Annotated in this window: 12 protein-coding genes; 5 read left to right on the forward strand and 7 right to left on the reverse strand. The window is 67.5% G+C overall.

Annotated elements, in window-relative coordinates:
* Nucleotides 1-82: 82 nt before the first annotated feature.
* Nucleotides 83-1,294 (reverse strand): ABC transporter substrate-binding protein, encoded by a 1,212-nt coding sequence (locus C8D03_RS24445; protein ID WP_465246457.1) that lies wholly within the window; start codon nucleotides 1,292-1,294, stop codon nucleotides 83-85.
* 257 nt (nucleotides 1,295-1,551) lie between these two features.
* On the opposite strand from C8D03_RS24445, the gene C8D03_RS24450 reads away from it, so the two are divergent.
* Genes C8D03_RS24450 through C8D03_RS24465 form a run of 4 tightly spaced genes read left to right on the forward strand, consistent with a single transcriptional unit; the run spans nucleotide 1,552 to nucleotide 4,830 of the window.
* A complete protein-coding gene (locus tag C8D03_RS24450) occupies nucleotides 1,552-2,562 on the forward strand; it encodes an NAD(P)H-quinone oxidoreductase (RefSeq protein ID WP_465246458.1) in 1,011 nt (336 codons plus the stop codon).
* The gene (locus tag C8D03_RS24455) at nucleotides 2,559-3,329 is read left to right on the forward strand and encodes an SDR family oxidoreductase (protein ID WP_108050487.1); all 771 of its coding nucleotides are present in this window, start codon (nucleotides 2,559-2,561) and stop codon (nucleotides 3,327-3,329) included. Before C8D03_RS24450 ends, C8D03_RS24455 begins: the two co-directional genes overlap by 4 nt.
* 8 nt (nucleotides 3,330-3,337) lie before the next feature.
* Nucleotides 3,338-4,075 carry an SDR family NAD(P)-dependent oxidoreductase gene (locus C8D03_RS24460; protein ID WP_108050489.1) on the forward strand — a complete coding sequence of 246 codons (738 nt, stop codon included), beginning with the start codon at nucleotides 3,338-3,340 and terminating at the stop codon, nucleotides 4,073-4,075.
* A gap of 17 nt (nucleotides 4,076-4,092) precedes the next feature.
* Nucleotides 4,093-4,830, forward strand: coding sequence for a FadR/GntR family transcriptional regulator (locus C8D03_RS24465; protein WP_108050491.1), 738 nt, complete (start codon nucleotides 4,093-4,095; stop codon nucleotides 4,828-4,830).
* Nucleotides 4,831-4,864: 34 nt separating this feature from the next.
* On the opposite strand, the gene C8D03_RS24470 is transcribed toward C8D03_RS24465, so the two are convergent.
* The 6 genes from C8D03_RS24470 to C8D03_RS24495 all read right to left on the reverse strand — a co-directional run bounded on the left by C8D03_RS24470 (nucleotide 4,865) and on the right by C8D03_RS24495 (nucleotide 12,250).
* On the reverse strand, nucleotides 4,865-5,947 hold the full coding sequence (locus tag C8D03_RS24470) for a hypothetical protein (RefSeq protein WP_108050493.1): 1,083 nt from the start codon (nucleotides 5,945-5,947) through the stop codon (nucleotides 4,865-4,867).
* A gap of 1 nt (nucleotide 5,948) precedes the next feature.
* Complete coding sequence (locus tag C8D03_RS24475; RefSeq protein ID WP_108050495.1) at nucleotides 5,949-7,478, reverse strand: class I adenylate-forming enzyme family protein; 1,530 nt, start codon at nucleotides 7,476-7,478, stop codon at nucleotides 5,949-5,951.
* A gap of 22 nt (nucleotides 7,479-7,500) precedes the next feature.
* On the reverse strand, nucleotides 7,501-9,264 hold the full coding sequence (locus C8D03_RS24480; protein WP_108050497.1) for an ABC transporter permease subunit: 1,764 nt from the start codon (nucleotides 9,262-9,264) through the stop codon (nucleotides 7,501-7,503).
* Nucleotides 9,261-10,346: an ABC transporter ATP-binding protein gene (locus C8D03_RS24485; protein WP_465246459.1), complete on the reverse strand. Its 1,086-nt coding sequence runs from the start codon at nucleotides 10,344-10,346 to the stop codon at nucleotides 9,261-9,263. The genes C8D03_RS24480 and C8D03_RS24485 overlap by 4 nt, the downstream gene beginning before the upstream one ends.
* Nucleotides 10,331-11,401 carry an ABC transporter substrate-binding protein gene (locus tag C8D03_RS24490; RefSeq protein ID WP_108051965.1) on the reverse strand — a complete coding sequence of 357 codons (1,071 nt, stop codon included), beginning with the start codon at nucleotides 11,399-11,401 and terminating at the stop codon, nucleotides 10,331-10,333. The genes C8D03_RS24485 and C8D03_RS24490 overlap by 16 nt, the downstream gene beginning before the upstream one ends.
* 75 nt (nucleotides 11,402-11,476) lie before the next feature.
* Nucleotides 11,477-12,250: an enoyl-CoA hydratase/isomerase family protein gene (locus C8D03_RS24495; protein WP_108050499.1), complete on the reverse strand. Its 774-nt coding sequence runs from the start codon at nucleotides 12,248-12,250 to the stop codon at nucleotides 11,477-11,479.
* Between the two features lie 117 nt (nucleotides 12,251-12,367).
* Here C8D03_RS24495 and C8D03_RS24500 point away from each other — a divergent pair, with 117 nt between their 5' ends.
* Nucleotides 12,368-13,195 carry an IclR family transcriptional regulator gene (locus C8D03_RS24500; RefSeq protein ID WP_248308609.1) on the forward strand — a complete coding sequence of 276 codons (828 nt, stop codon included), beginning with the start codon at nucleotides 12,368-12,370 and terminating at the stop codon, nucleotides 13,193-13,195.
* The last annotated feature ends 39 nt before the right edge of the window (nucleotides 13,196-13,234 follow it).

The following is a 13,234-nucleotide window of genomic DNA, read 5'->3' on the forward strand; positions in this document are numbered from 1 at the left end:
GGGCGCCGAGCATGAGAGGGCCGCGCTCGGCGGCCCTCGGGCTTTACGTCCCGTCCCGCTCGGGCGGGAATGATCGGCGGCGTCAGTTGGTACCGATGCCGACCTTCATCTTGGCGACAGCGGCGTCAGCCGGGAACACCGTGACGAGTTCGCCGCCCTGCCACTGCATCAGGAAGGGCACGGCGCGGCCGTTCTGGCCGCTCTCGGCGAATTTGGCGCCCCAGCCCGTGGCGGTGCCGCCCACCGGGATATCGACGGCCATCACGGCCGTGCGGATCGAGGCCGCCTTCAGGTCAGGCGCCTTCTCCATCGCATCGAGGAAGACCAGCGCGCCCATGTAGTTGGCGAGCGAGTGGCCCGAGCGCGGCGCGGTGCCGTATTTGGCCTGGTACTTCTTGACGAAGTCGTCGACGCCGGGCGCCGCCTTGGGGTTGGTGCGGAACTGGGTGAAGTCGACGTTGAGGGCGCCCTCCATGTGCTCCGCGCCGATCGCCAGCATGGTGTCGCGCAGCGAATAACCACCACCGGCGCCGATCATGGCCTTGGGCTTGAAGCCCTGCTCCTTCATCTGGCGGAAGAACAGCACCGTGTCGTTCTGGTAGGAGGTCTGCAGCACTACATCGGCGCCCGCCGTCTTGAGGCGCAGGATCACCGGCGTCAGATCGACCGACTTCGCCGAATAGGGCAGCGTTTCGACGACGTTGACGCCCTTCTCCTTGGCGCGGGCCGTCTGGTAGCCGGCGACGGTCTGGCCGTAGAGCGAATCCTCATGGATGATCGCGACCTTGAGCGACTTGGCATCGACGCCGAGCGCCGGCGCGATGGCCTCGCCGATGGCGTCCACCATGCGGCTGGCGAAGTCGCGAGCGGTCGGATTGGTGCGGTAGACGTTCTTGAAGCCGCGCTCGGTGATCGGGTCGGAGATCGCGCCGAGTTCGAAATAGGGTACGCCGGCCAGTTCCGCGACCTGCGTCGCGGCGATCGACAGCGAGGACGAATAGGTCCCGAAGATCACCGGCACCTTGTCGACCGAGGTCAGGCGGCGCGCCTCGCCCACGGCCTGGTTCGGTTCGACCGCATCGCCCTTGACGATCTCGATCTTCTGCTTCTTCAGGCCGCCCGCTGCGTTGCGTTCCTCGATCGCGATCTCGAGGCCGCGGAAGCTTTCGTCGCCGAGCAAGGCGAGGCCGCCCGAGAATGGATAGAGTGCGCCGATCTTGACCTGGGCGAAGGCTTGCGTCGCCGACAGAGTCAATACCGCGGCCAGCGCCGCGCGCGTCAGAACCTTCATCATGTCCTCCCTGGGACCGCTGTCACGAACATTTCTTGCGGTCCCCATCGCCTGATGCGTCCCGGCCGGACATTCTCCCGGCGGGCGGATAATGCAGATAACCAAGTTGCCTGACAAGTGGGGGTTTGCTAACGCTTGAACCGAGGCAGGGCGAACGCCACAACGGCGGTCGACCCCGCGCGAGAGCAGGGTTCCGGACAGTGGACGCCACGTCCGCCGACCGTGGTCACGCGACGAAACATGCCCGCATGCAGGGAGAGATGACCATCATGGCATTGCCGCAGACGATGAAGCAGGTGCACTTTACGGGGCCGGGCGGCCCGGAGGTGATCGAGATCGAGACGGCGCCGGTGCCGCAGCCCGGCCCGGGCCAGGTCCTGATCGCGGTCGCGGCGGCCGGCATCAACCGGCCCGACTGCCTGCAGCGAGCCGGCGGCTATCCGCCTCCCCCCGGCGCGACGGAGATTCCGGGCCTCGAGGTTTCGGGGCGGATCGTCGCAGTCGGTGACGGCGTGCCCACAAGCCGCATCGGCGATGCCGTCTGCGCGCTGGTGATCAGCGGCGGCTATGCCGAATATGCCGTGGCCGACGAGCCGCTCTGCCTGCCCGTACCGAAGCCGCTTTCGCTGCTGGAGGCCGGCGGGCTGCCGGAGACCTACTACACGGTCTACGACAACGTCTTCACGCGCGGCCGGCTCAGGAAGGGCGAAACCATCCTGATCCATGGCGGCTCCAGCGGCATCGGCTCGACGGCGATCCAGCTCGCCAAGCATGCCGGCGCGACGGTCTATGCGACCGCGGGTTCGGCGGAGAAATGCACCTTCTGCCGCTCGCTCGGCGCCGACGAGGCGATCGATTACCGCGCCCAGGACTTCGTCGCAGAGGTCAAGCGCCTGACCGGCGGCAAGGGCGTCGACGTCGTGCTCGACATGGTCGGCGGGCCCTATATCCAGCGCAACATCAACATCCTCGCGCTGGAGGGGCGGCTGGTGCAGATCGCCTTCCTGCAGAGCAGCAAGGCCGATCTCGACCTGATGAACGTGATGCTCCGGCGCCTGACCCTGACCGGCTCGACGCTGCGTGTGCGTTCGGTCGCGCTCAAGGCCGAGATCACCGAGCACTTACGCCGCGAGGTCTGGCCGCTGCTCGATGCCGGCACGGTGAAGCCGATCATCCATGCGACCTTCCCGCTGGAACAGGCGCGACAGGCGCATGAGTTGATGGAATCGAGCGCCCATCTCGGCAAGATCATGCTGGAGGTGTCGAAGTGACCAGCCATCGCGGCAAGGTCGTGCTCGTCACCGGCGCGGGGCGCGGCATCGGCCAGGCGATCGCTGACGCCCATGCGGCCGCCGGCGCCAGCGTCGCCTATCTCGACCATGATCCGGCGCTCGCGGAAGCAGCCGCCGAGGCGGCCCGCCAACGCGGCGCGACGACACTTGCCGTCTCGGCCGATGTCGCCGACGAGGCTTCGGTCAATCTGGCGATCGCACGCGTCACGGAAGCCCTCGGCCCCATCGGCGTGCTGGTCAACAATGCCGGGATCTCGCCGAATTCGGGCGCCGACGGCAAACGCGCCCTGCTCGGCGAGATGGGCGCCGACGAATGGCGCCGGGTGCTCGACGTCAACCTGACCGGCGCCTTCCTCTGCGCCAGCGCAGTCGTGCCGGCGATGCGCACCGCCGGCCGCGGGTCGATCGTCAGCGTCTCCTCCGTTGCCGGCAAAACCTATTGCGACATCGTCGGCGTCCATTACGCCGCGACCAAGGCGGCTCTGATCGGCTTCACCAAGCATCTCGCCGGCGAACTCGGCCCCGACGGCATCACCGTCAACGCCGTGGCGCCCGGCCGGATCGATACGCCGCTGATGCGCGGCACCGCTCCGGAAGCCAATGAGGCGGCGCGGATGGCGACGCCGCTGCGCCGCCTCGGCAGCCCCGAGGACGTCGCGCAGACCTGCCTGTTCCTGACCTCCGACAACGCGGCCTTCGTTACCGGACAGGTCTGCGATGTGGCCGGCGGTTGGCTGATGACCTGAGGCGCGCCATGATCGATTTCTCAGGCAAGGTTCTGCTTCTGACCGGCGCGAATGGGGCGATCAGCCGGGCCGTTGCCCGCTTGTTTTTCCGGCATGGCGCGCTCTGCGTCCTGACCGATCTCGATGAGGACGGCGTCAAAGGCTTCGCACGCGAACTCGACCCTGACGTGGTGCGCATACTGGCGCTCCGGCAGGATGCCGCCGTTGCTGAAGATGCCGAACGGGCCGTCGACGCAGCGGTGGAGAAATTCGGCCGCATCGACGCGCTGGTGACGGCGGCGGGGCTCTATCGCGACCGGCTGGTCAGCGAGATGAGCGAAGCCGAATGGCGGCAGTCGATCGCGATCAATCTCGACGGCGTGTTCCATAGCTGCCGCGCCGCGATCCCGCATCTGGCCGAGGGCAGCGCGATCGTGAACATCGCCTCGATGGCCGGCCATCGCGGCAGCTACGCCCACGCCCATTACGCGGCGGCGAAAGGCGGCGTGCTCAGCCTGACGCGCTCGCTGGCGCTGGAACTGGCGCCGCGCACGCGCGTCAATGCCGTCTCGCCCGGACTGATCGAGGGGCCGATGGTGCAACCGCTGATCGCGAAGAAGCCGGAGCTGATCCCGAACACGCCAATGAAGCGGTTGGGAACGCCTGAGGAGGTCGCCGGGGTCGTTGCTTTCCTGTGCTCCGATCTGGCACGGTTCGTCACCGGCGAGACCATTCACGTCAATGGCGGCCTGCACATCGCCAGCTAGCGGACATATCGAAGCCAATGGTCGCCGACAAAAGCCGATCCGAGCCGCTGCGTGACATTCTGGGACGAGCCCCCTCGCTCGCCGACACGCTGGCGCTCAGGCTGCGTGACGAGATCGCGTCGGGGCGTCTGCAGGCCGGCGAGCGTCTGCCGACCGAACTGCAGCTCGCCCAGACGTATGGCGTCAGCCGGCCGATCGTGCGCGAGGCCGTGGGGCGGCTGAAGCATGACGGGCTCGTGCTGTCGCGCCAGGGCGCCGGAGCCTTCGTCGCCGATCCGGGGGCGAGCTCGGTTTTCCGCCTCGATGTCGCGGATTTCTCGGACAAGGCCGAGCTGCGCCACATCGTCGAACTCTTGATGGCCGTCGAGGCGTCCGCGACCGAGCACACGGCGGAGCGCCACAGCGAGGCCGACCTCATCACGATCCGGGCGCGACTGGATGCGATGCAGGCCGCGATCGACCGTGGCGAATCCGGCGTCGACGAGGATGTCGCCTTTCACCGCGCCATCATCGAAGCGACAGGAAATCCCTATTTTCGCGATCTGTCGGAATTCCTCGACAGGCGCGTGCGGACCTTCATCCGCACCGCCCGCGCGAATTCGGCCCGCCTCGCCGGCATGGCCCAGATCGTCCAGGGCGAGCATCAGGCGATCTTCGAGGCGATCGTGGCGCGCGATCCGCAGCGCGCCCGCGCTGCGGCCGAAACACATCTCAAGAACGCCGCCGCGCGTCTCGCCATCTATCTCGGGAGATAAGCCACGCGATCTCGGGGGATGGGCCGCGCCGCGCTCAGGGAAGCGCGAGCAGCCGGTCGCGCAGGGTCAGCAGTTCGAGGCAGACCGCCTCCAGATCGCGGATATGGAAGCCCTGCGCGAGCGCAGGGACGTGCCGCACGAGTTCGGTGCGCAACGGCCCGTTGAACACGGCCGTGCCATCGCCGGCGATGGAGAGGCCATTCTCGCGCTCGAAGCTCGCATTCCACGCGATGGCCTCGTCGCGCGCCACGGCTTGCGGGAGGTCGAGTTCGAGCTCGCCGTCCTTGAGTTGCACCGGATAACCGCCCGGCAGGCCACCCGGCCCCGGCACATGTCCGCTCCAGGAGCGCCCTGCCGCCATGGCCAGGATGAGCGGCACGCCGCTGGCGCCGGAGATCTCGATGACGGGCTCCGGCGTGAGCTGAATGTCGGCGAAGCGCACGAAGACATCCGCGACCTCCTGCCCGGCGATCCAGACGCGTGGAGGCCGGCCGCTTCGCGACGATGGCGGCTGACGCCAGGCGGCGAGGTTCTGGTAATGCGCCAGCACCTCGATATTTGCATCGCGCGCGACCGAGGCCGAACCGGCGAAGACGTTCGACAGGATCGCGACATTGCCCATGCCGCAGGCGACGTCATGGCCCTGCGCCGTGATCATGCCATTGACCACGTCGGGAAAGCTGCAGTTCAGGAGCGTGACCGGCTTGCCGCCACGCGTGATCGCGGCCGCGACGCGCGAGCTGATCAGCGCCTGAAACACCGCCGTCGCACTCAAGCCTCCCTCGGCGACCAGCCGCGTCCAGGCATTGCCGCTCTGGGCGATGACCTGCGAGGTCTGGATCGAGGCGGCCTGAACGAGAATGCGCGGGTTCGTCGCGGCGAGAAGTCCGTCGGAGGCATGGGCAGCGAGAAGATCGACGGCATGCGCCGTAAAGCGCGCCTTGCTCTTGAACATCGCCGAACGCGCATTCGCCGCCGTGCGCAGCCAGTTCAGCCGGCTGCGGTTGCGGCCGGCGATGACGACCTCGACCGGCTCGGACGCCGTCGCCGCGATGTCGAAGGCGATGCGGGCGGCGAAGGCGCCAGTGCCCGAGATCAGGATGTCGCAGTTCGCCATCTCAGCGCACCATCTCCGGAGCGGTCCGGTCCCAGGCATCGTCGAGCCGGGGCGAGAGCCTGTGCTTCATGATGCGCTGGCTCGCGGTCCGCTCGAAATCCTCGACGAAGGCGATGTAGCGCGGGTTCTGGTACGGGGCGAGGCGCGCGGCCAGCCAATCCGACAGGGCCGCCGCATCGACTTCGGCGCCCTCGCGCGGCTTGACGAAGAGCTTGATGTCCTGCTCGCCGACATCCGATGCCACGCCGATCATGGCGCAATCCTCGACATCCTCGTGCTCGGCGGCGACATGCTCGACCTCCCAGGCCGAGACGTTCTCGCCCTTGCAACGGACGCTGTCGGTCATGCGGCCGTGAAAATAGAGATTGCCGTCCCCGTCGAAGGAACCGAGGTCGCCGGTGTGGAGCGCGCCATGGCGCAGCGCCTTGGCCGTCGCCTCAGGGTTGTCGAGATAGCCCGGAAAGATCGCGCCCTCGATGTCGGTCTCCACGACGATCTCGCCACGCTCGCCCGGGGCGACGGGCGCGCCGTCGGCGCCCAGCAGCCTGACGCCGAACCAGGGCATCGGCCGGCCGACCGAGCCAACCACGCCGGAGTCGTTGCAGGTTGTGATGCTGGAGGCTTCCGTCATTCCGTAGCATTCGCGGATCTCGACGCCGAAGCGGTCTCGGAACTGCGGCCAGATGTCGGGCGGGCAGCCGCCGCCCCAGGCGATCCGGACACCGTGATCGCGGTCCAGTTCGCCGACGGGCTGCTTCAGCAGGATCTGCAGGATGCCGCCGAGATAATGGATATGGCTCGCCCCCTCCGCCTTGACCTGGCTCCAGAACCGGCTGGCGCTGAAGCGGTCGACCATCGCCAGCGTGATGTCGCGGATCATCGGCAGGGCCAAGAGCTGCGCGCCGCCGATATGGTAGAGCGGCTCCCAGACGAAGAGCACCTCGCCGGGCCTCGCGGCGGAGACGCGGCCGACGCCCTCGGCGGCCAGACGCAGCATCCGGTGCGAGACGACGACGCCCTTGGGGCGCCCGGTCGTGCCCGAGGTGTACATGATCGCGAAGACGGCGTTGGGTGATGGCGCGGGCTCGTCGAAGCCCGCGGATCGGGCGAGGATCGCATCGAGTTCAGACCCCTGCCGCAGGATCGGCGGCGCTTCTGCCCCGGACAGCGCCTCCTCGACCAGCGCCGCGAGATCGGCATCGACCACGACGAGCTTCGGCTGCGGATGCGTCAGCAGATAGCGCAGGCCCTCGCCGCGCTGCTGCGCGTTGACCGGCACCCAGGCGATGCCGGCGCGCGCCAGACCAAAGACGACGGCGATCGTCGCGATCGAATTGCGCATCATCACTGCGACACGGTCGCCGGGCTCGAGCCCACGCTCGCGCAGATGCGCGGCGAAGGCAGCCGAGCGGCGCTCGATCATGGCGTAGCTCACCGCCTCGCCGCAGAAGCGGGCATAGATCCGCTGCGGGTCGCGCGCGGCGCGTGCGGTCAGGAGGCCAACAAAGCCGGCGTCGTCGTTGGGCGTCATGCTCGGTCGTTCAGTTCGCAAATCAGGAAGAGGAGGATGAGCGGAAGCGTTCCGCCAGCAGCAGCATCGCCGTCACCACGATGAAGACGACGACCGAGACCGCCGCCAGCGTCGGGTTGAGCTGCAGGATCATGTCGTCCCACATCTGCTTCGGCAAAGTGGTTTTCACGCCGCCGCTGATGAAGATCGCGATGGTGAGCTCGTCGAAGGAGGTGATGAAGGAGAACAGGAAGGCCGCGACGAGACCGCCCTTCACCAGCGGGATCGTCACGCCCGTCAACGTCTTCAGCCGGTTGGCGCCGAGCGTGGCGGCCGCCTGGTCGAGGCGCTGATCGTAGCTCTTCAGCACCGCCGCCATGGTGACGAGCGCGAAGGGAATGGCGAGCACGGTATGGCCGATGACGAGGCCGAGATCGGTCGCGACCAGCCCGATCCGCGCGAAGAGGTAAAACAGGCCAACCGCGATGACGATGCGCGGGACGATCATCGGCGCGAGGAAGAAGGCGAAGATCAGACCGCTCCAGCGCGTACGGCTGTTGGCCAGCGCCAGCGCCGTGAAGCCGCCGATGGCGGTGGCGGCGATCGCCGTCGCAAACGCGACGAGGAAGGAGCGGATCGTCGCCTGGATCCAGAGCGGCGATTCGAAATAGGTCCGGAACCAGGTCAGCCCATAGCCCGGCGGCGGAAATTCGAGGAATTGCGAGGAGGTGAAGGCGAGCGGAATGACGAGCAGAGTCGGCAGCACGAGGAAGCCGATCGCGAGCCAGCAGAAGGCCGGCAGGATGAACGCGCTGCCACGCCGTCCGAGCAGGCGCTGCGTCAGCGTCGAGACGGCACCGGCGACCCTGGCGACCAGCGCGAGAATGGCGAGGCCGAGATCGCGGATGCGCCCGGTACCGACCTGTGCCGAGCCCCCGGCGATGGTCGAGAGGCCGAAGAGCCGGTCGTAGAGCCAGCAGGAGAGCAGCGCCGCCGCCAGCATCATCGCCGCCAGCGCACCGGCGAAGGGCCAGTTCAGCAGCTCCTGAACCTGGGTGATGATGAGCTGCGCCAGCATCGTCTCGCGGCGCCCGCCGAGGAAGGCCGGCACGATGAAGAAGCCGAGCGAGGAGATGAAGACCAGCAGGCCGGCCGCCGCGACGCCCGGCAGCGACAGCTTGAAGTAGACCAGCCAAAAGGCATGCGCCGGCGAGGCGCCGAGCGTCTGCGCTGCCTGGACGAGCCGGCGGTCGATGCCGGCCATCACCGGCAGCATCGTCATGACGGCGAGCGGGACCATGGCGTGGACCATGCCGACCATGACGCCGAACTCGTTGTGCAGCAGCGGCAGCGGCTGGTCGACGATCCCTGAGCCGGTCGCCAGCGAATTGATGATGCCGCTGCGGCCGAGCACGATCATCCAAGCAAAGGTCTTGACCAGATAGCTGGTCCAGAACGGCACCATCACGAAGAGCAGCATGCGGCCGCGATAGAGGTCCGGCAGGCGTGACAGCCAGTAGGCCAGCGGATAACCGATCAGAAGCGAATACAGCGCCGTATAGCCGGCGATGCGGAAGGTGATGCCGAGGACGCGCAGATAGACGTCGGTCGCCGCGATCCGCTCATAGGTCGCGATCGAGAGGCCGCCCTTGTCGGGATCGACGAGGCTCAGGCCCAGGAGCTGCGCGACCGGCCAGGCAAAGAAGGCCGCCAGGAAGAGCAGGCCCGGTACGGCGAGCCAGAGCGCATTGAGGCGCAAGGCGCCAGCCTTCGCGCGCAGGCCGCCCGAGGTCGCGACCGCGCTCATGCGACGAGGACCGCCCGGTCGCGGGCCCAGCCGGCGACGATCTGCTCATGGATGGCGGGAACCGCGTCGTCGGGGCCGAGCCGCAGCACGAGTTGGCCGCCGTCGCCGAGCGTGGCGATGACGCGGGTCTCGGAGCCGGCATAGACGATCTCGCTGACGCGGCCGGTGACGGCGTTGCCGTCCGGCGCGCCCAGCCGCAGATGCTCGGGGCGGATGACGAGGGCCGGCTCGGCACACGGGCTCTCCGCCCCCTTCGGCAGCGCGAAGCGGCCATTGGCCGTCTCGAGCGAGCCATTGCCGTCCCAGCGACCGCGGAAGATGTTGGAAATGCCGATGAAATCGGCCGCAAAGGCGGTGCGCGGGCGTTCGTAGATCTCGCGCGGCGTCCCGAGCTGCTCGATCTTCGCATGGTTCATCAGGCAGATCCGGTCGGACAGCGCCAGCGCCTCCTCCTGATCATGCGTGACATAGACGATGGTGGCGCCGCTCTCGCGATGCAGCCGCTTGATCTCGATCTGCATGTGCTCGCGCAGCTTCTTGTCGAGCGCGCCGAGCGGTTCATCCATGAGAATGATCGAGGGCTGGTAGACGAAGCAGCGGGCGAGCGCGACGCGCTGCTGCTGCCCGCCGGACAGCTCGCGAGGGAAGCGCTTCGCGAGATGGCCGAGATGGACCATGGCGAGCGCATCCTCGACGCGTTTGGCGATCTCCGAAGCCGGCCGCCCGCGCATCTTCAGCGGGAAGGCGATGTTCTCCGCGACCGTGAGATGCGGAAACAGCGCGTAATGCTGGAAGACGAGCCCGATATCGCGTTGATGCACCGGCATGCGCGACTGGTCGCGGCCGTCGATCACCACCCTGCCCTCGCTCGCGTCGACGAGGCCGCAGATCAGTTGCAGCAGCGTCGTCTTGCCGGAGCCCGAAGGCCCCAGCAAGGTGAGGAACTCGCCCTCGGCGACGCTGAGCGAACTCGGTTCGAGGGCCGTGGTCGCGCCATAGCGCTTGCACAATCCCTCGACGACGAGCTTGCCCTCGACGGCGTGTTTCGCCTTCGTCGTCATCGCGGTCAGGTCAGCAGCCAAGCGTTGAAGCGCTCGGAGACCTTGGCGCGGTTGGCGCTCCACCAGGCTTCATCCGCGATCGCCATCTGCTTCAGGTTCTCCGGAGAGGTCGGCAACACCTTGGCGCGCTCGGCGGGAATCGTCTGGTAGGCATCGAGATTGGTCGGGCCATAGGCCAGGATCTCGGTGAAGACGGCCTGGGCCTTCGGATCGGAGCAGAAGCGCACGAACTGACGCGCAACATCGGCCTTCGGCCCGCCCTTGGGCAGACCCCAGCCCTCGATCGAGTAGAGGCCCTGGTTCCAGACGATCTTCGCAGGCGTGCCGCCGTCGATCGCCGCCTGCAGGCGGGCGTTCCAGCCCGGCAGCATGTCGACCTCGCCGCTCTGGAGAAGCTGCGTCGACTGCGCGCCGCCGGTCCACCAGACCGCGACATGCGGCTTGATCTTGTCGAGGACCTTGAAGGCGCGGTCGACATCGAGCGGGTAGAGCTTGTCGAGCGGCACGCCGTCGGCGAGCAGCGCCTGCTCGATGGTGTCGATCGGGTTCTTGCGCAGGGCGCGGCGGCCCGGGAACTTCTCGACGTTGAAGAAATCGGCCCAGCTCGCGGGCGCGGTCTTCACGCGGTCGGTGCGGTAGGCGAAAACAGTCGAATAGACGTCGGTGCCCATATAAAGCGGCGAGATCGCCTCCGGCATCAGCTTGGGCACATCGGCATGGCTGAAGCCGATCGGATCGAGCAGGCCCTGCCCCGCGAGGATGTCGCGCGCCGACAGCGTCAGCGTGCAGACGTCCCAGGTGTAGGATTTGGTCTCGACCATCGCCTTGAACTGAGCGGTCGGCTCGGCCTCGCGCGCGACATTGACGACCTTGTTGCCGGTCGCCTTCTCGAAGGGGTCGTAGAAGGCCTTGCGGAAGGCCGGGCCGAAGGGGCCACCGGGATCGGCGACGGTGATCTGCGTCGCGGCGCTGGCGCGCCCGATCAGGGCTGGCCCGAACATCGCGCCGGCGGCCACGCCGCCGGCCAGTTGCAGAAGGTTGCGCCGGTTAGGCTGTCTCGTCTTGCTGCTGGTCATCATCGTCTCCCGTTCAAGCGGTTTTCCGCATTTCCCCGTGGGTGATGCTGTTCGATTTTCGGAGTGTCGCCGCGCCTATGCCGTCTTTCGGGCGGCACGCTTGGCGAGGAATTCCTCCATCATGCGGGCCGGCTCGCCGGTGGCGTAGGCCTCGCGCTGGTTGCGGATGCCGGCGGCCAGGCACTCGCGGAAGCTCGCCTCGGTGACTTCGCGGAAGCGGGCCTTGTTGAGCCGCATCGCGACGGGCGGCTTTCCAGCGAGCTCGGTGGCGAGCGCCAGCGTCGCCTCCATCACCTTGTCCTTCGCCACGATCCGGTTGATCAGGCCGATACGGAAGCATTCCTCGGCATCCATCATCCGCCCGGTCAGGGTCAGGTCGATGGTGCGGGCGATGCCGATCATCTCGCGCATGATCCAGGGGCCGGTCACCGAGGCGATGCCGGAATTGATCTCGGGCTGGCCCATGGTGACGCCGTCATGGCCGACGCGCAGATCGCAGAGCAGCGCGACCTGGAAGGCGGAGCCGGCGGCGACGCCGTTCAGCGCCGCGACGATCGGCTTCGAGAGCGAGCGGATCAAATCGTAGAGACGCTCCCATTCGCCCATCCAGAGCTCGGCACGATCGGGATCGAAGGTCTTGGTCTCGTTCAGGTCCTGCCCGGCCCCGAAGGCGCGGTCCCCTGCCCCGGTCAGGACGATGGCGCGCACCGCCTCGTTGGCCTCCAGCTCTTCCAGAGCTTCGACGAGGCGCGCGCGCATCGGCGCGTTCCAGGCGTTGAGCTTGTCGGGACGGTTCAGGGTCAGGATCCCGACGGGACCGCGAACCTCGCTGAGGATAAATTCCTTCATGGCGGCTCCGATGGCTTTCTATCGATATGCGATAAGTTCTATTGAATGATCGGCGGGAATGCCCCACCTTGTCAAGGCCGTGAGCGGCAGCCATTGATCGGCGAAGGAGAACCATCGATGTCCATGCCCGAAACGAGGCAGCCGAGCCGCGCCAGCGCGAGCCCCGAAAGTGAACGGCCGGCGCGTGGCAAGACCGAGGCGCTGATGGTCAATTCGGTCGAGAAGGCCTTCCGGGTGCTCTACGCCTTCGGACGCCAGCACCAGACGCTCAATCTCTCGCAGGTCGCTTCCGAGACGGGCATGGATCTCAGCGCGGCGCAGCGCTTCACGTACACGCTGACCCGGCTCGGCTATCTGCACAAGGACGCCGAGACCAAGCGCTTCGAACTGACGGCGAAGACCCTCGACCTCGGCTACCACTTCATCCGCGGCAGCCGGCTGATCGACCGGGCGATGCCCTATCTGATGCATCTCAGCAAGGAGACAGAGGAGACGGTCAACCTGACCGTGCGCGAGGGCCCGGAGATCATCTTCGTCTCGCGCTTCCTCAGCCGGCACGTGCTCAATACCGACGTCATCATCGGCACGCGGATGCCGGCCTATTGCACGGCGCCCGGCATCGCCATGCTGTCGCGCCTGCCGGAGGACGAGGCGATGGCGGTGATCGACGCCTCCGACCTCAAGGCCCATACGCCGTCGACAACCTGGCAGCGCGAGGCGCTGCGCGAAAAAATCCGGCGTGCCGCCGCGCAGGGCTACGCCACCGCCTTCGAGGAGGTCTATCTCGGCGATGCCTCGATCGCGGCACCGATTCTCGACCATCGCGGACGGCCCGAGGCGGCCGTCAACATCGCGGTGTCCTGCTCGCGCTACAGCCGCGAGGAGGTCGTCGCACGCTTCTCCGCGCTGATCATCGCCACCGCGCACGCCATCTCTCGGGTCTGAGCCACTGCCACCTGGCGCCGCTCAGCGGCGGGCTTGACA

Origin of the sequence: Bosea sp. 124, assembly GCF_003046175.1 — a bacterium.
In the GTDB taxonomy this organism is placed as follows: Bacteria; Pseudomonadota; Alphaproteobacteria; order Rhizobiales; family Beijerinckiaceae; genus Allobosea.

Bases quoted from the DNA above. Each gene is read 5' to 3' on its own strand.
- C8D03_RS24465 (WP_108050491.1), top strand. From the start codon at position 4,093: ATGGTCGCCGACAAAAGCCGATCCGAGCCGCTGCGTGACATTCTGGGA.
- C8D03_RS24475 (WP_108050495.1), bottom strand. From the start codon at position 7,478: ATGACGCCCAACGACGACGCCGGCTTTGTTGGCCTCCTGACCGCACGC.
- C8D03_RS24470 (WP_108050493.1), bottom strand. From the start codon at position 5,947: ATGGCGAACTGCGACATCCTGATCTCGGGCACTGGCGCCTTCGCCGCC.
- C8D03_RS24450 (WP_465246458.1), top strand. From the start codon at position 1,552: ATGACCATCATGGCATTGCCGCAGACGATGAAGCAGGTGCACTTTACG.
- C8D03_RS24490 (WP_108051965.1), bottom strand. From the start codon at position 11,401: ATGACCAGCAGCAAGACGAGACAGCCTAACCGGCGCAACCTTCTGCAA.
- C8D03_RS24495 (WP_108050499.1), bottom strand. From the start codon at position 12,250: ATGAAGGAATTTATCCTCAGCGAGGTTCGCGGTCCCGTCGGGATCCTG.
- C8D03_RS24480 (WP_108050497.1), bottom strand. From the start codon at position 9,264: ATGAGCGCGGTCGCGACCTCGGGCGGCCTGCGCGCGAAGGCTGGCGCC.
- C8D03_RS24445 (WP_465246457.1), bottom strand. From the start codon at position 1,294: ATGATGAAGGTTCTGACGCGCGCGGCGCTGGCCGCGGTATTGACTCTG.
- C8D03_RS24500 (WP_248308609.1), top strand. From the start codon at position 12,368: ATGTCCATGCCCGAAACGAGGCAGCCGAGCCGCGCCAGCGCGAGCCCC.
- C8D03_RS24460 (WP_108050489.1), top strand. From the start codon at position 3,338: ATGATCGATTTCTCAGGCAAGGTTCTGCTTCTGACCGGCGCGAATGGG.